A 15,887-nucleotide genomic window follows, 5' to 3' on the forward strand; every position below is an offset into this window, starting at 1 on the left:
GACATGTCTGTACATCGTTTGTTACACGCCGATGCCCACGCGCTGCCGGGGCTCGGAGCCCGGTCGCGCGCGGGGTGGGTTTTCACCAGATCGTGAGGACTTCGCTGCGAAGGGTCTCCAGCAGGGTCTGCGGGTCGGGCGTGTTTTCCAGGTGCTCGCGGAAGCTCTCGTCCATGAGGCGCCGTGCCAGGCGGGCGAAGAGCCGCAGGTGCGCCTCGCCCACATCCTCGCCCGGAAGGGCCAACAGGAGCACGGTGCGGACGGGCGGTTCGTCGGAGGCACCCCAGGCCACGGGCTCGACGAGCCGGAGCATGGCGAGGGTGGCGCATTCCATGGCGTTCGTCTGGCAATGGGGCACGGCGAAACCGTAGCCCACGCCCGTGGCGAAGACACGCTCCCGGGACCAGATGGCCTCCTCGAGGACGCGAGGGGCCCGCGTGCGCCCGCTCAGGAAGGCACGTTCCGCCAGCCGCTTGATGGCCTCCTCCTTGGTGAGGCAGGGAACATCCAGCTCCAGCAGCTCGGCTTCGACGACGGGCCGGGTGGGCTGCCTGGCGCTAGAGGGGCGGAACAGCGCTTCCACGTCCTGGGCGCGGGCGCAGGCCAGGGCCTGCATGGCGAGGTCTTCGCAGGCGGACGCCTCCAAGGTTCCCACCGCGTGCTTGAGATCGAGGATGGCCGAGGGCGCCACGCTCAGCGCATCGAAACCCAGGCCGACGAGCAGGGGCAACAGCTCGGGGCGCGCGGCCATCTCGCCGCAGATGCTGACGGGGCGCTGGGCTGCGCGGGCGGCGCGGACGATGCCATCCAGGAGGCGCAGGGTGACCGGATGCCAGGCGAACTCGGGGCGCGCCACGGCCGGCAGGTTGCGGTCGGCGGCGAACAGGTACTGCACCAGGTCATTGCTTCCCACGCAGAAGAAGTCCGCGTGCTGGGCGAGGGCGCCGAGGCTCAGGGCCGCGGCAGGGACCTCGATCATCGCGCCGAGGGGTGGTGCCGGAACCTGGAGCTGGCGGGCTTCTTCCTCCAACAGCTGACGCACCCAGGCTAGTTCGGAGGCTTCGCTCACCATGGGCACCATCATGCGCAGATGTCCGCCCTGGGCCGAGGCGCGCAGCGCCGCGCGGATCTGGGTGCGGATGATGTCGGAGTGCTGCGCGTACCAGCGGACGGCGCGCTGGCCGAGGAAGGGGTTGGATTCCAGGGGCAGGCGCAGGTAGGGCAGGGGCTTGTCACCACCGGAATCCAGCAGTCTCAGGGTGATGGGACGGTCGCCCGCCGCCTGCAGCACGGCGCGGTAGAGCTCGAATTGCTCATCCTCCGAGGGCGGAACGGCGCGTTCGAGAAACAGCATTTCCGTGCGGAAGAGTCCCACGCCTTCGGCGCCCAGGGCGAAGGCACCACTGGCTTCTTCGGCCAGCGAAAGGTTGGCGAGGATGGCGACGGGATGCCCGTCCCGTGTAGCGGCAGGTTGCGTCGCATGCCGCTTCAGGCGCTCCTGGTGGATCTTCTGGCCTTCGGATTCCACGGAGAAATAGCGCCCCACTTCGGGAGTGGCCGCTTCGATCACGATGCCCTGCGCGCCATCGACGAGGAGCCGCGCTCCCGGCGCAAGGGCCGGGGGCAGCCCGTGGATGCCCGCCACGAGCGGGATGCCAAAGGTGCGGGCCAGGATGGCGATGTGGGAAGTGGGCCCGCATTCGGTGAGCACCATGCCCTTGAGATGCGTCCGGTCCAACCTGGGGAACTGGTTCAGGGGCAGATCCCGGGCCACGAGCACGTAGGGTTCTTCGGGGGTCTGCAGCGGGGCTTCGGGGCCCGGGCCGCCGAGGGCGCGGACGAGCCGCGCGGACAGGCCGCGCACGTCGGCGGCGCGTTCCCGCAGCAGGGCCTGGTCGCTGGCTTCGAGCGTCTTCGCCCAGGCCCGTCCGGCTTCCAGGATGGCCGACCGGGCCGTGAGGGATTGCTCCTGGATGCCCTGGGCCACAGAGCCGCGCCAGGCGCGGTCCTGCAGCATGCCGCGGTGGGCTTCGAGGATGGCCCTCAGCGTGGGGTGCTCCGCGTGGGTGGACTCCGTCAGCAGCTCGCCTTCCACCTGGGCCAGCGCCGCGGCGAAGGTCTTGATCTCCAGATCGGCGGGGGTGTGCCTGAGGCGCGGCTCCTCGGCGGGCAGGGCCAGGCCCGAGGCGAGGACCGCCAGGCCTTCGCCCGCTCCAGGGCTGAGTCCCTGGCCCGTCCACCAGAGGACAGAAGCCTTCTGCAGCAGCTGCGGAATGACCGTGCCGATCCCTCCGCTGGAGGGCGCCGCCGGCTCTTCGTCGGATTCGAGAAAGGCGCCTTCCAGGAAGGTGGAAAGGGCCTCCAGTGCCGATCCGGCATCCTGGCCCTGCACCGCGAGGCGGCAGGGATCTCCGTAGCCGGTGTTGGTGGCGATGAGGCTGAGGAGGTCGCGCAGGTCGGAGCTCCGCCCGGTCTTCTCGTTGAAGAGCAGGCAGTCCGCCCTGAACAGGTGGGCGCGCTCCCGCAGGGCCGCGGCAGGCCTCGCATGGAGGCCGCGGACGAGCGGGAAGGCGAACCTGTGCTGGAAGGTCATGAAGGGATCCTCAGCCCTGCAACCGCTCGAAGACGGCGACGGGATTCTTGATGGCCCACTGCACGGGCACTTCCAGGACCAGGGGGATCTCCTTGAAGCGGTCCCTTCCCATCACGGGGATGTCGGCGGCGAAGATGACGGCTTCGGCCTCGAGGAAATCCTCGCCGGTCAGGGCGTTCTCGATGCCCATGGCGCCCTGGGTCTCCACCTTGACCTGGTGGCCGAGCTTCTCGCCGGTGCGCTCCAGCTGTTCAGCCGCCATGTAGGTGTGGGCGATGCCCGTGGGGCAGGCGGTGACGGCGACGATCTTCATGGGCACTCCGGAGGGACGGGCTGTTTCCAGCCTTTGAGCAGGTTCATGGTCAGGGCCACCACCAGGGTTCCCGCGGCGATGGCTATGAGGTAGGCCACCCGGTGTTCGATCACGGGCAGGACGATGAGCCCGCCGTGAGGCGCGTGATCGCCCACGGTGCCCATCAGGGCGATGACGGCCCCCACCGAGGAGCCCGCCATGATGGTGGGGATGACGCGGATGGGATCGGCGGCCGCGAAGGGGATGGCCCCTTCGGTGATGCCGATGACGCCCATGGCCAGGGCCGCCAGGCCGGATTCCCGCTCCTGCTCGGACCAGCTTGCGGGTCGCAGGAGGGTGGCGAGGCCGAGGCCCAGGGGCGGGATGCAGATGGCCGCGGCACAGGCGCCCATCATGCTGACGTCGCCCTCCTTGATCATGGCCACGCCGAAGAAGAAGGCCGCCTTGTTCACGGGGCCGCCCATGTCGAAGGCGATCATGGATCCGAGCAGCAGGCCCAGCCAGATGCGGTGTCCGCCGCTCAGGTGATGCAGGGCCCCGGAAAGCCAGACCATGAGCCCCTTGATGGGCGGGCCGAGCACCAGCAGCAGCAGGGCGCCGACGAGGGCCGACGTCACCACGGGCAGGATGAGGATCGGCATGATGGGCCGGAGGTTGCGGGGCAGGGGCAGGCGCTTGAAGACCTGCACCATCCAGCCCGCCAGCAGCCCGGCAGCGATGCCGCCCAGGAACCCCGCGCCCACGGCCTGGGCGATGGCGCCGCCCACGAAGCCGGGCACGAGGGCCGGGCGGTCCGCCATGCCGAAGGCGATGTAGCCCGCGAGCACGGGCACCACGAGGGCGAAGGCCGCTTCGCCGATGGTGAAGAGGATCTTGAGGGTCGGCGCCTGGCTGAAATCGGGCCCGATGCCGGGACGCATGGGGGCAAAGCCGATGGCCACCGCGATGAGGATGCCCCCGCAGGCCACGAAGGGGATGACGTGGGACACGCCGGACAGCAGGTACTGCTTGAGGCGGTGCAGGAAGGCGGGCATGGAGGCTTCGGAGAGGGGGTCGCTGGGATCCGGTGGTGGGGGCGTTCAGAAGCTAGCAATGCGTCAAGTCTGTCACGGGTGCCCCACGGTGAAGCGCGTCGGGCGTACATGTGTATCCCAGGGCCATTCTCGCAATTTACGGGACATGGCCTCCGGAAAACAGCCCGAAGATCTATCGCTCCATTTGCACCATTTGACATACCCTCGGAGGCGAGGGCCGAACCTTGAGCGAACCCGTCCGAAACCTGTGGCAGATCCCGGCGGATCCCGAAGACGTGGCCTGGGGCCTCTACATCACGGGCGTCGGCGCCGGCATCACGGACCTATCCTCTCCCAAGGAGGGCTGGCGCCTGCTCTATCTGGTGCGGGGCGCGGCGAACCTAGTTCACGGCGGGCGGAAGCAGCGCCTGGAGGCGGGCCACCTCGTGATTCTGAACGCGCAGAAGGGCGTGACGCTGGTGCCCGATCCCCAGCGTCCGCCGCGGGCCCACCGAGTGGATTGTGCCGGATCCATGCTGGAGCACTGGGCGCGGACCGGCTTTTTTGGGAGCTTTCCCTGCATCCTGCGGCCGGGCTTCGACGAGATCCTGCTGGGTCTGGTGGGCTCCCTGGTGGAGCTGGCGCGGCTTCAGCCCCTGGGCGCCAAGCGGCTGATGTCTGGGGTCGTCAGCCACATGATGGCCCGCCTGGAGACGGTGCGGCATTCGGGCGCCGGGGCCGGCAGCCAGCGCCGCCTGCTGCTGGAGGCCCGGAACCTGCTCGCTGATCCCGAGCACGACCGGCTCGGCCTCGAATCCATCGCCGAGGAACTGGGCGTCAGCTACTCCTGGTTTCGCCAGGCCTTCCGGCGCCAGTCGGGCCTGCCACCCCAGCGCTTCCGCCAGAACCAGCGTATGACGCGGGCCTGCCAACTGCTTTCGGATACGCAACTGCCGGTGGCCAACATCGCGCAGGAGCTGGGCTTCGGCTCACTGTCCTACTTCTCGCGCGTCTTCCGCAAGGAGACGGGCCTTTCACCCACCCTCTGGCGGAAGACCCGGCCCTGAAAAGTTATTCACCGCGAATGACGCGAATCGCCCTTCGGGCGCGCGGTGGTTTTTCGTTTTTCTCTTGATGGGATAAAGAAAGGCGCCCGTCCGGGAACGGGCGCCTTGTCATCAGACCTTGCGATTACTGTTGTGTGAAATCGGGCCAGCAATTGTCTTCGCTGAACCCGCTGCGGAAGGGGCTCATGGCGGGCGGGAGGTTGGGGGCGACCTTGGGATCCACGGCCTTCAGGGCGAGGTCTCGCAGGTCTTCCAGGTGGGCTTTCTGGGTGCGGTCCGCCGCGGCAGTGGCCTTGGCGGAGAAGAGGGCCGCGAGGGCCTTCAGTTCGCCGCGCACGGTGGCGCGGGTGTCATCCATGGGGTTGCCGAAGGGCATCGTCACGCCCGTGAACGCCGCGGGAAGGGCAGGGCCGGTGCCCGCGTTGAGCCGCTCATCCAATTGGGCCAGGTAGGCGCGCTGGAGGTTGCGGCGCAGGGGATCCACCTTGGCGCCGCTGAGCACCTCGGTGTAGATGCCGGCGCGCAGGTCCGCGAGCAGGTCGGCCACGCGGTAGGCCTTGTCCCCGGCGGCGATCTCCTGAGTCTGCAGGCGCGTGGTGCGGGCGCGGTCCAGGAGCGCGCGCAACACGTAGCGCTGCGCATTGAGGAGTTTGACGGAGGGTTCCATGGGGCTGAGGCGCTCGGTGACGGCGGTCTCGAACATCCAGGTGGGCGTCTTGAAGATCTGCTCGCTGAGGAACTTCACGGCCTTGGCCTGCTGGGCCTTGGTGGCCGGCGTGAAGACCGCGCCGGGCTGGTCGCCGTGCTTGTTCTGGCTGTCGTAGCCGCCGACGATGGCGGCCACATGGCCCAGCTCGCGGGTCCACTGGCCCCAGGAGGCGCCGTAGAGCTCTTCGAGGGCGTGGTCGTCCTGGCCCGGCTGGATGGCCATCTTGGGCAGCATCTTCACGATGCGCTGCAGGTTCTTGGTGCCCAGCGTGGTGGCGGCCACCGCATCGGCATCGCCGACGGCCTCGGTGTTCTCGCCGTAATCGCCCAGTTCGGCCTTGGGCGTGCTGAAGCGCAGCCAGGGCTTGGCGTCCTGCTCCTTTGCCCAGGCGTTGAGCGTGGCCTTCTCCTCCTCGGGCGTCTTGGCCTCGGGAATGGGCGCGTAGCCCCACTTCACGGCGAAGATGTCGTAGGGGCCGATCTTGGGGATGAGCAGGGCCGGATCGATCTTGTCCTCGGGCTGCACGAGGTAGTTGAAGCGGCTGTAGTCCATGAGTGTGGCGACGTGGCCCATCTCCTTGAGCCACTTCCCGTCGCGCAGCTTCTCGAAGGGATAGAGCGAGCTGGATTTCATGTTGTGGCGGAAGCCCAGGGAGTGGCCGCATTCGTGGGTGACGACGTAGGCCACCAGATCGCCCATGAGGTCATCGGGCAGGGGCAGCTTCTGGGCGCGGGGATCCACGGCGCCCGCCTGGGTGATGTACCAGTCGCGCTGGAGCTGGAGGATGTTGTGGTACATCACGATGTCGGCGTTGAGAATCTCGCCGCTGCGCGGATCGCTGAGGTGCGGGCCGTAGGCGTTGGCGATGGGCGAGGGTACCCAGCGGATGACGCTGTAGCGCACATCCTCAGGATCGAACTCGGGATCCTCCTCCTTGGTGGGGAAGGGCCGGGCCTGCACGGCGTTCTTGAAGCCCGCGGCCTCGAAGGCCACGTTCCAGGCCTCCACGCCCTTCTTGATGTAGGGCACCCACTGGGAGGGCGTGGCCTTGTCGATGTACCACACGATGGGCTTCACGGGCTCGCTGAGGGCGGCGCTGGGATTTTTCTTCTCGAGGCGCCAGCGCGCGATGATGTTCTCCCGCTTGCTTTCGTGCTCGGGGCTTCCGAAATCCACGCGGGAAAGGCCGAAGTAGCCGATTCGGTCATCCATGAGGCGGGCCATCATGGGCTTTTCGGGCAGGCGCACGATGTCATAGGCCACCGAGACCGAGCCGCTGCGCGCGGGGGGCTGGGGCTGACCCGGCATGGGGGGCAGGCCGGGAATCGTGTGGGGAGCCAGGGAGTAGGTGTGCACCGCATCGACCCGCACGCTGCCGGCGAAGGTCTTGGCGTGGTCCACGAAACTGCGGCTGGGATCCATGGACGTGGCGTTCACCACCTGGCGGGCGGTGAAGTCTCCCACTTCGGAGGTGAACAGCTTGCTCACCTCGATGACGGGGGCGCCGTCCTTCGACAGGGCTTCCACCGGGAAGGCCAGCAGCACGATGTCGCGCTGGGAGGCCTCCACCGCGGAGGCGATGGGGCGGCTGGGGTCGCTGACGAAGGCGTGGTTGACGGCCTGGAAGTAGACCTTGTTCTCCTTCAGGAGGAAGCGCACCACGTCCTCGTTGACGTTCTTGCCCACGTGGTCCGCGCCGACTGGCACCTCGGTGGCGGTGGCCACCATGAGGAGCTCCTTGCCGAGCAGGTCCTTGGGAATCTCGAAGTACAGCTTGCTCTTGACCTGGTGGACCTTGAAGAGGCCCGTCTGCGTCTTCGCCTCGCTCGTGATGACCTTCTCGTAGGGCTTGGGCTCGCCATCAGCCGGCGGAGGCGGCGGGGTGGGCTTCACGCCATTGGCCGCGGGCGCCGGGGCAGGGGCCTGGGTTGGCGCCTCCGCATGGAAGGGCAGGGCCGCCAAGGCAAGGGCCAGGGCGGGGAGCATCGGACGCATGGTTCCTCCAGAAGGGCGGGTAAGACATAGGTTAAGGAATATGTGAACCGCGGTTTATCTAGGTTCCGAAAAATCATCCATTAAGTCGTCTTTGATGACCAGGGGAGTTGAGATTCGGAGTGTTGGATCAGGCCGGGATGGCCGCTCCATGGATGCCTGAAAGGCCGCAAAAGCGGCCTTGGGCTGGTTGGCGCGGGCGGTCTCGACCATCCGACCGCAGCGAAGCGAAGGGAGGGTAGGACGGAATCCGCGAAGCGGATTGCCGCCCGAAGGGCGAGGGGCTGAGCCCCGAGTCTGCATGCGTCCGGCTGGGCACGGGCCTGATCGTCTCCGGCGCTCCGCTGGAGCGCCTCCGCCGGGCCCTATCTGCCCGCCGGACTTTCTCGGCGGTCCGAGACCGCCCGATTGAAGGCATGAAAAAAGGCCGCAAAAGCGGCCTCTTACTGGTTGGCGCGGGCGGTCTCGAACCGCCGACCCCTACCGTGTCAAGGTAGTGCTCTACCCCTGAGCTACGCGCCAGCGCGAACACCCATTCTAGCGGAACGGGGCCGGCTGTCGAGCCTTCAGAACGGGGCGGTCAGGAATTCCAGTACCAGAGCAGGAGTCCGGCCAGGGCGGCGGCCGTCAGGATCGCCCATTTCCCGGCATAGGGATGTCCCAGGGCGAACCGCTCCAGCGGAAGGATGGGATGGATCTCGTGATGGGTGTGGGTGTGGGCGGCCATGGAACCTCCAGGTCGGGAGAACCCGATCCAAGGATGGGTCGGGAGGCGGTCCCGCGCCCGGGAATCCGCCGGATTCTCAATGGGCCAGGAAGGCCGTGGGCCAGAGCCACCAGGCCACGAGGGCGCCGACCAGGGCCAGGGCCCAGTTCAGCAGTTCGGAATGATCGAGGTCCGGATGCCGGAAGGTATGGGCGGCCATGGCAGCCTCCTCTGGAGAGCTTCTTCCGCCCTTCAGATTGGGATGCCCAGGGGCACGCGCCGTGAATTCCTTGAGAAATCGAGGTGCCCTACTCGACGGTCACGCTCTTGGCCAGGTTGCGGGGCTGATCCACGTCGCAGCCGCGCAGCACGGCGATGTGGTAGGCGAGGAGCTGCAGGGGCACGGCGTAGACGATGGGCGCGAGCCAGGGATGGACCGGGGGCAGTTCCAGCACGTCCTCGGCGATGCCCGAAAGCCCCGTGTCGCCTTCGGTGACCAAGGCCAGGATGCGCCCGTCGCGGGCGGCGGCCTCCTGGAGGTTGCTGAGGGTCTTCTCGCGGTGCGTGTCCCGGGGCATGAGGGCCACCACGGGCAGGGTCTTGTCGATGAGGGCGATGGGGCCATGCTTCATCTCGCCCGCCGGATAACCCTCGGCGTGAATGTACGAGATCTCCTTCAGCTTCAGCGCGCCTTCCAGGGCGATCGGGTAGCAGGGGCCGCGGCCCAGGTAGAGGAAGTCGGTGGCGTCCTTCCAGCGTTGGGCCCAGGTCATGATCTTCGGTTCCAGGGCATTGAGGCGCTCCAGATGGGCGGGCAGTTCCCGCAGGCCCTGGAGCAGCTCGGCCTTCAGGGTGGGATCCACCGTGTGCTTGGCCTCGCCCAGCTTGAGGGCCAGCAGGGTGAGTACCGCCAACTGGGTGGTGAAGGCTTTGGTGGAGGCCACGCCGATCTCGGGCCCCGCGTGGGTGAGGATGGTGGCCTCGCATTGCCGGGTGGCGGTCGAGCCCATGACGTTGCAGATGGCGAGGGTGCGGGCGCCGCGGGCCGCGGCCTCCTTCATGGCGGCCAGGGTGTCGGCGGTCTCGCCGCTTTGCGTGATGCCGATGATGAGCGTACCGGGCTGGATCACGGGTTCGCGGTAGCGGTACTCGCTGGCGTAGTCCACTTCTACGGCGACACGGCTCAACTGCTCGATGAGGAACTTGCCCACCAGGCCCGAGTGCCAGCTGGTGCCGCAGGCCACGATGTGGATGCGGGTGAGGGCCGCCAGTTCAGCCTGGGTGAAGGGCAGGTCCAGGGGGATGTTTTCGGCGTCCAGGGGGAGGCGGTTCAGCAGCGTGTTGGACAGGGCCTGGGGCTGCTCGAAGATCTCCTTCTGCATGAAGTGCTTGTAGCCGCCCTTTTCCGCTGCCACAGGATCATAGGGGATGGTGGTGATGGGGCGCTCCACGGGGGTGCCATCCAGGCGGAAGATCCGCGCGCCCTCGCGGGTGAGTTCCACGAGATCGCCGTCCTCCAGGAAGATCACGCGCCGGGTGTGGGGCAGCAGGGGCACGACGTCCGAGGCCAGGAAGGTTTCGCCCTCGCCCAGGCCCAGCACCATGGGCGGCCCGCTGCGGGCAGCGAGGATGCGGTTCGGATCGGTGGCGTGCAGACAGGCCAGGGCGTAGATGCCCTTCATGCGGCCGATGGCCTCGCGGAAGGCGTCGGAAAAGGAGCGTCCCTGTTTCATCAGATGGGACACCATGGCCGGGAAGCATTCCGTATCCGTTTCGGAACGGAAGGTCTCGCCCGCGGCCTTCAGTTCGGCGCGCAGCTCCAGGAAGTTCTCGAAGATGCCGTTGTGGACCGCCACCACCTGCCCGTCGGCGCTGCGGTGGGGGTGGGCATTCTCCTCCGTGGGCCGGCCGTGGGTGGCCCAGCGCGTGTGGCCGATGCCCAGGGGCGTGGGATCAGCCAGGTCCACCTTGCCCGCCAGGTTCACGAGCTTGCCCGACGCGCGGATGACGTTGAAGCCATCAGCCCCCGAGGACAGGGCCACGCCGGCGCTGTCATAGCCCCGGTATTCGAGGCTGCGCAGTCCATCCACCAGGATTCGCGCCGCGCCCTGTTCTCCGATGTATCCCACGATTCCGCACATGGATCCCCCGTTCACTGATCTCAACTTAGCGGGATGGGGCCCGGGATCCAATGTGGTGCATCCGACACGCCCTGCCGCATCGCCAAAACCACAGGTGTGGCAAGCGAGCCCCGCCCCATCGGAACGCCATTGCGAAAGGTACAGGAGCCAAAGCGAAACCCGGATTGGCCGGGCTGGGTGCGGGGCCCTCGGGGGAGGCGCCACAATCACCGAACCCGTAAACAAGCGAAACCCGGCTTTGCCGGGCTTCGCGCGGGGGCCCGGGGGTGTGCGCGCCGCGGGACCCCCGGACAACATCAAGCCAGGCTGCGGATCCGCGCGGCTCGGGTATCGATTTCCGTGATGCGGAAGGCGAAATTGCCATCCACGACGACGACTTCGCCTTTGGCGATGAGCTTGCCATTGACCAGCAGCTCCACCGGCGCGTCGGCACTGCGGTTGAGCTCGAGGATCGCGCCCGGCGTGAGCTTGAGCAGTTCGCCCATCTGCATCTCCGTCTGACCCATGCGGACCACGACCGGCAGCTGGATGTCCAGCAGCAGGTCCAGGTTGCCCGCATCGGGCGGGGGGCCCGAGGCCACAGGAGCCTGCTGGCGCACCGGCGCCGCCAGGGTGGCGGCCACGGAAGCCGGAGAGGGCTCCGGAGCCGGGGGCGGAACCGGCTCGCCCAGGCCCAGCTTGCGCTTGAGCTGCTGGAGCAGGAGGTCGGGGAAGAGCAGGTGGACCGTGGTGCTCAGCGAATCCTGGCTGGTGGGCAGGGCCACATCCTGGAAGCCGCCCTGGCCCAGCTGCTCGGCGAAGGCCCCGGCCTCGGGTGCCATGGCGAGGATCTCCACATTGGCGATGGCGAAGGTTTCGCCGGCGAGATCCGACAGGGTCTGGTTGGCGCTGCCCATGACCTGGTTGAAGGTCTCGGCCAGGGCGTCCTTGGAGTCGCCCACCAGTTCCTCCGCAGGCGCGCCGTCGCCGCCCAACATGAGGTCCACCAGCATGGTGCCTTCCTTGAGGGGCAGCGTGAAGAACAGGGTGCCGTTCAGGCCCTTCTGGTAGTTGGCCTTGACGAGGATGCCGGTGCCTTCCTGAAGCTTGGCGATGGCCGGGGTTTCCAGCATGGCGCCGGCTTCCGACTTCATCTGGAATTCGCGGCCCGTGAGCATGGAGAACACGGAGGCCATGCTTTCGGCGAAGGCGTTGCCGACTTTCTGGAAGAACTCAGTCTCTTGGGCATCCATCGTTCACCCCTCCGACCGGCTGCCGGTCACTTGAAACACGCGTTTGCCGTTGGAATTCAGCGCCACCAGGCCCATGAAACGGGGAATGCCATCCACGCAGAGGTCCAGCTCCGCGTCGAAGCGCTTGGTGAGGGGGATCAGGTCGCCCACCTTCAGCTGGAGCACCTCCTCCATGCTGAGGTTGGTGCCCCGGATCTCGGCCGCGGCCTCCATGTGGCAGCGCTTCAGGCTGGCCATGAGCAGACGGGCCTCCTCGAAGGTGGAGGACTTCTTGTAGCCCGTGAACATCTCCTGGTCGAACTTGCTGGAGATCGGCTCGAGGATGATGCTCGGGATGGCCAGGTTGATCATGCCGCTCACGGGGCCCATCTTCACTTCGAAGACGATGAGCAGCACCACCTCGTTGGGCGCCACGATCTGGATGAGCTGGGGACTGGTCTCGCGGGCCTGGATGCGGAAATCCAGATCCACGATGCCGCGCCAGGATTCACGCATGTCCTCCAGCAGCAGCTTGAGGATGCCGTCGAAGATGCTCTGCTCGATGTCGGTCATCGTGCGCAGGTTCTTCAGGGGTTCGCCGGGCCCGCCCAGCATCTTGTCGATGATGGGAAACACCAGGGTGGGGTTCACTTCCAGGGCCAGCGCGCCTTCCAGGGGCTTGATGGAAATGGCGTTGAAGCAAGTGGGATCGGGCACCGAGAGCAGGAATTCCTGGTAGCTCAGCTGCTCGACGCTCACCAGGTTCACTTCGGTGATCGTCCGCAGGTAGGCGCTGAGCGAACTGGAGAAATTCCGGGCGAAGCGGTCGTGCATGAAGTGCAGCGAGCGCATCTGCTCGCGGCTCACCCGGTCGGGTCGGCGGAAATTGTAGAGGGTGACCTTGCGTTGGATCTGGGCCTTTTTTGCCGGCGCTGGTGCCGCGCCCCGTTCGGGTCCCCCGCCGGCCGCCGGTTTTCCCGCCGGCTTGGTATGGGACTTAAGTAGAGCGTCTACTTCCTCTTGGCTTAGGATCTTGGCCATGGATTACCCTTCGATGTGCTTCTCCAGGAGCTTGCCCCGGAGTCGCAGCATGGCCTTGGTATGCAATTGGGATACCCGGGATTCGGTGATGTTCAGCAGGGTGCCGATTTCCTTCATGGTCAGTTCGTCGAAGTAGTAGAGCTGAACGACGAACTTCTCCTTCTTGGGCAGCACGTCCATGGCGTCCCGGAGGATCTCCTTGATCTCCGAAGATTGGAAGATCTGGTGGGGATCCTCCGCGTCGGGATCGGGCACGAAGCTTATGAGGCTTTCGCCCTCGCCATCCTCGCCCACCTCCACGAAGGTGCCCAGGGTGACGCCCTTCAGTTCGTCCAGGTTCTTGTGCAGCTCCTCGAGGGGGATGCCGAGGTGGACGGCCACCTCCTCGTCCGTGGCCGCCCGCCCGTACTGCTGCTCCAGCATGTGGTAGGCGCCTTCGATGTCCTTCTTCTTGCGGCGCAGGCTTCTGGGCACCCAGTCCAGATCGCGCAGCCCGTCGAGGATGGCACCCTTGATCCGCAGCTCGGCGTAGGTCTTGAACTTGATGTTCCGGGCCGGCTCGAACTTCTCGATGGCGTCCATGAGGCCGAGGATGCCGCTGTTGATGAGGTCGTCCAGCTCCACGTGCGAGGGCAGGCGCGAGGCGATGCGGTGCGCCACGAACTTCACGAGGGGCACGTAATCCTTGATGATCTGTTCGCGGTTGTTGCGATCAAAGGGTTCGGGCGGTTCCGAGGATTCGGCCTCGGGGGCGGAGGGAGCCGGTGCGGCGAGGGTGGCGAGCGGCGCCGGAACGCCCCGCCCGTAAGCCTTGGCGGCGGCCAGCGCGGCCCATGGGCGCAGGGCCGCCGGAGCCTTTTCCACGGCGCGCAGGGCCTCCCCGCTGAGGGGCAGGCCGGGATCGGCGGGTTGGTCCGGGATTGGGCACATGCAGGGACCTATTGAAGTTCGTCGGAAGCGAGCTGCCTCCAGAATGACGCAAAGCCGTCTGGCTGCAAGGATACTTGTCCCAGCAATTGACGAGCCAAGGCCTGGAAGGCATGCGTCGCCGGGCTCCGGGGGAAGAGGTCCACGACGCCGCGCTGCTGGCGCACCGCCTGCAGGATGTGGGGATCATTGGGGATCATGCCCAGCACGTTGAGCTGCTTGCCGAGGAAGCGCTCCGTAGCGGCCTGCAGCTGATCGATGGTCTCCTGGGCTTCATCCACGTTCTGCCCATTGTTCACCAGCAGCCACAGCGGCTTGGTGGCCTCGCGCAGGTGCAGCACCTTCACCATGGCGTAGGCGTCCACCAGGCTCGTGGGTTCGGGCGTGGTCACCAGGATCACCTCCTGGGCGGCCATGAGGAGCTTGAGCACGGAGTCGTGGATGCCCGCCGCCGTATCGATGAGCAGCCAGTCCGCCGTTTCCGCCACCCGCTGCAAGCCCTGCACCAGCCGCAGCTCGCTCATGGTGTCCAGGCGGGTGAGTTCCTGGATGCCGCTGCTGGCCGGGATGATGCGGATGCCCATGGGGCCGTCCAGCAGGATCTCCTCGATGACTTTTTCGCCGCGGATGACGTGTTCGAGCGTGAACTTGGGCGACAGGCCCAGCAGGATGTCCAGGTTGGCCAGGCCGAAATCCGCGTCCATGATGACCACGCGTTGTCCCTGCTGCGCCAGCGCCAGGGCCAAGCCCGCGACGACATTCGTCTTGCCGACGCCGCCCTTGCCCGAGGTGATGGCGACGACGCGGGCCGCGAAGAGCGGCTGCTCGGGGCGCTGCCCCTGGGCCATGGCGCGGAGGCGGGCTGCCTGATCTTGGCTCATTCGGCCTCCTTCACGGGCACGGGGAGGATGAGGTCGGCCACGCGGCGGCTGGTGGCCAGTTCCAGGGCGTCGGGCACTTCCTGGCCCGTGCCGAGGTAGCTGAGGGGCCGCTTGACCCGCGCCAGGGTGCTGAGGATGGGACCGTAGGTGGAGGTCTCGTCCAGCTTGGTGAAGAGCAGGCGGGTGGGCTTCAGGGGTTCGTAGCGCGTGGCGATCTCGGTGAGGTCGCGGGGCTTGGTGGTGGCCGACAGCACCAGGTGGGTCTCCACCTCGGGCAGTTCATCCAGCAGGCCCCGCAGCTGGTTCAGCGTGTCCGTGTCCTTGGGGCTGTGGCCCGGCGTATCGATGAGCACGAGGGCGCGGTCCTGGTAGAAGCGCAGGGCGCTGCGGAGGTCCTCCACGGTGAGGGCGACGTGCAGGGGCACCTGCAGGATCTGGGCGTACTGCTGCAGCTGGTCCACGGCCGCCATGCGGTAGGTGTCCAGGGTGAGCAGGGCCACCTTCTGCTTGAGGTGGAGCTGTGCGTAGGCCGCCAGCTTGGCGAGGGTGGTGGTCTTGCCGACGCCGGTGGGACCCACCAGGGCGGCCACGCGCATCTTGCCGGGATCGAGCTGGATGGGCGGGGCCACGGGGATGAAGTCCGCGATGACGCGGCGTAGGAAGAGCCGGGCCCGTTCTGGATCCACGGCCCCGGCCGCGCCGTCGCCATCCTGATCGGTCAGGGCGCGCTGGGCGTACTCGCAAAGGCGCAGGGCGATGAGGGGCTCCACGTCGTTGGCCACCAGGTCGCCGTACATCTCCAGCAGGCTGGGGGGCAGCTGAAGCTGGGCCGGAGGCATGCCCTGGCGCTGGATGCGGCTCAGCAGGGCCTTCATCTGATCCAGTTCCTTCAGGATCGAGGTGTTGCGCTGGTCATTGTCCTTGAGGGCCGCCACGGCGCCCTTGATCTCCAGCAGTTCCCGGCGAAGGGGCTGGAGGTCCATGGGCGGTGGGGGCGCGGCGGGTTCGCGAGGCGTCCGGCGGGCCGCCGGGGGAACCGGAGGCGCTTCCAGGGGCGCGCGCAGACCGTAGGTGAGCGAGGGCGCACCCGCGGCCTGGGGGGGGATGCCGGCCTGTATCTGAGCCTCATCCACCGCGGCCGTCACTTCGATGATGGATTCCTCGCCCAGGCCCAGAGCCGCGGGGCGCCGCCGGGTGCGGGTGGAGAGGATGAAGGCCTCCTCGCCCATCTCCTTCTTCACGACGTCGAGGGCGTCCTGCATGGATCCGGCTTCGAAGGTCTTCACGCGCATG

13 protein-coding genes and 1 tRNA gene are annotated in these 15,887 nt (G+C 67.3%); 1 reads left to right on the forward strand and 13 read right to left on the reverse strand.

The genetic code is table 11. The features are described from left to right. Positions 1-82: 82 nt before the first annotated feature. Genes ptsP through QSJ34_RS11920 form a run of 3 tightly spaced genes read right to left on the reverse strand, consistent with a single transcriptional unit; the run spans position 83 to position 3,940 of the window. Positions 83-2,593: a phosphoenolpyruvate--protein phosphotransferase gene (gene ptsP, locus QSJ34_RS11910; RefSeq protein WP_285575455.1), complete on the reverse strand. Its 2,511-nt coding sequence runs from the start codon at positions 2,591-2,593 to the stop codon at positions 83-85. Between the two features lie 10 nt (positions 2,594-2,603). Next, positions 2,604-2,906, reverse strand: coding sequence for a PTS fructose transporter subunit IIB (locus QSJ34_RS11915; protein ID WP_285575458.1), 303 nt, complete (start codon positions 2,904-2,906; stop codon positions 2,604-2,606). Next, positions 2,903-3,940 carry a PTS fructose transporter subunit IIC gene (locus QSJ34_RS11920; protein ID WP_285575460.1) on the reverse strand — a complete coding sequence of 346 codons (1,038 nt, stop codon included), beginning with the start codon at positions 3,938-3,940 and terminating at the stop codon, positions 2,903-2,905. The genes QSJ34_RS11915 and QSJ34_RS11920 overlap by 4 nt, the downstream gene beginning before the upstream one ends. A 224-nt stretch (positions 3,941-4,164) precedes the next feature. Between QSJ34_RS11920 and QSJ34_RS11925 the strand changes: the two genes are divergently transcribed. Further along, positions 4,165-4,986 carry a helix-turn-helix transcriptional regulator gene (locus QSJ34_RS11925; protein WP_285575462.1) on the forward strand — a complete coding sequence of 274 codons (822 nt, stop codon included), beginning with the start codon at positions 4,165-4,167 and terminating at the stop codon, positions 4,984-4,986. 124 nt (positions 4,987-5,110) lie between these two features. On the opposite strand, the gene QSJ34_RS11930 is transcribed toward QSJ34_RS11925, so the two are convergent. From QSJ34_RS11930 to flhF, 10 genes are all read right to left on the reverse strand, one after another. After that, the gene (locus QSJ34_RS11930; RefSeq protein WP_285575464.1) at positions 5,111-7,690 is read right to left on the reverse strand and encodes a zinc-dependent metalloprotease; all 2,580 of its coding nucleotides are present in this window, start codon (positions 7,688-7,690) and stop codon (positions 5,111-5,113) included. A 444-nt stretch (positions 7,691-8,134) separates the two neighbouring features. Beyond that, positions 8,135-8,209, reverse strand: a tRNA-Val gene (locus QSJ34_RS11935). A 58-nt stretch (positions 8,210-8,267) separates the two neighbouring features. Then, positions 8,268-8,414 (reverse strand): hypothetical protein, encoded by a 147-nt coding sequence (locus QSJ34_RS11940; protein ID WP_285575466.1) that lies wholly within the window; start codon positions 8,412-8,414, stop codon positions 8,268-8,270. A 76-nt stretch (positions 8,415-8,490) separates the two neighbouring features. Further along, positions 8,491-8,613 (reverse strand): hypothetical protein, encoded by a 123-nt coding sequence (locus tag QSJ34_RS11945; protein WP_285575468.1) that lies wholly within the window; start codon positions 8,611-8,613, stop codon positions 8,491-8,493. 88 nt (positions 8,614-8,701) lie between these two features. Further along, positions 8,702-10,534: a glutamine--fructose-6-phosphate transaminase (isomerizing) gene (gene glmS / locus QSJ34_RS11950; protein WP_285575470.1), complete on the reverse strand. Its 1,833-nt coding sequence runs from the start codon at positions 10,532-10,534 to the stop codon at positions 8,702-8,704. A 296-nt stretch (positions 10,535-10,830) separates the two neighbouring features. Further along, positions 10,831-11,766, reverse strand: a complete 936-nt coding sequence (gene fliN / locus QSJ34_RS11955) for a flagellar motor switch protein FliN (RefSeq protein ID WP_285575472.1) — start codon at positions 11,764-11,766, stop codon at positions 10,831-10,833. Positions 11,767-11,769: 3 nt separating this feature from the next. Further along, positions 11,770-12,786, reverse strand: a complete 1,017-nt coding sequence (gene fliM, locus QSJ34_RS11960) for a flagellar motor switch protein FliM (protein WP_285575474.1) — start codon at positions 12,784-12,786, stop codon at positions 11,770-11,772. A 3-nt stretch (positions 12,787-12,789) separates the two neighbouring features. After that, positions 12,790-13,716 (reverse strand): FliA/WhiG family RNA polymerase sigma factor, encoded by a 927-nt coding sequence (locus QSJ34_RS11965; protein ID WP_285575476.1) that lies wholly within the window; start codon positions 13,714-13,716, stop codon positions 12,790-12,792. An 8-nt stretch (positions 13,717-13,724) separates the two neighbouring features. Then, a complete protein-coding gene (locus tag QSJ34_RS11970; RefSeq protein ID WP_285575478.1) occupies positions 13,725-14,594 on the reverse strand; it encodes a MinD/ParA family protein in 870 nt (289 codons plus the stop codon). Then, the gene (flhF, locus tag QSJ34_RS11975; protein ID WP_285575480.1) at positions 14,591-15,886 is read right to left on the reverse strand and encodes a flagellar biosynthesis GTPase FlhF; all 1,296 of its coding nucleotides are present in this window, start codon (positions 15,884-15,886) and stop codon (positions 14,591-14,593) included. The genes QSJ34_RS11970 and flhF overlap by 4 nt, the downstream gene beginning before the upstream one ends. Position 15,887 lies beyond the last annotated feature (1 nt).

This window comes from Geothrix limicola, assembly GCF_030268085.1.
Taxonomy (GTDB): Bacteria; Acidobacteriota; Holophagae; order Holophagales; family Holophagaceae; genus Geothrix; species Geothrix limicola.

Coding starts and splice junctions, on each gene's coding strand:
- QSJ34_RS11915 (WP_285575458.1), bottom strand. CDS start 2,906: ATGAAGATCGTCGCCGTCACCGCCTGCCCCACGGGCATCGCCCACACC.
- fliM (WP_285575474.1), bottom strand. CDS start 12,786: ATGGCCAAGATCCTAAGCCAAGAGGAAGTAGACGCTCTACTTAAGTCC.
- QSJ34_RS11970 (WP_285575478.1), bottom strand. CDS start 14,594: ATGAGCCAAGATCAGGCAGCCCGCCTCCGCGCCATGGCCCAGGGGCAG.
- QSJ34_RS11920 (WP_285575460.1), bottom strand. CDS start 3,940: ATGCCCGCCTTCCTGCACCGCCTCAAGCAGTACCTGCTGTCCGGCGTG.
- fliN (WP_285575472.1), bottom strand. CDS start 11,766: ATGGATGCCCAAGAGACTGAGTTCTTCCAGAAAGTCGGCAACGCCTTC.
- QSJ34_RS11930 (WP_285575464.1), bottom strand. CDS start 7,690: ATGCGTCCGATGCTCCCCGCCCTGGCCCTTGCCTTGGCGGCCCTGCCC.
- QSJ34_RS11945 (WP_285575468.1), bottom strand. CDS start 8,613: ATGGCCGCCCATACCTTCCGGCATCCGGACCTCGATCATTCCGAACTG.
- QSJ34_RS11940 (WP_285575466.1), bottom strand. CDS start 8,414: ATGGCCGCCCACACCCACACCCATCACGAGATCCATCCCATCCTTCCG.
- glmS (WP_285575470.1), bottom strand. CDS start 10,534: ATGTGCGGAATCGTGGGATACATCGGAGAACAGGGCGCGGCGCGAATC.
- flhF (WP_285575480.1), bottom strand. CDS start 15,886: ATGCGCGTGAAGACCTTCGAAGCCGGATCCATGCAGGACGCCCTCGAC.
- QSJ34_RS11965 (WP_285575476.1), bottom strand. CDS start 13,716: ATGTGCCCAATCCCGGACCAACCCGCCGATCCCGGCCTGCCCCTCAGC.
- ptsP (WP_285575455.1), bottom strand. CDS start 2,593: ATGACCTTCCAGCACAGGTTCGCCTTCCCGCTCGTCCGCGGCCTCCAT.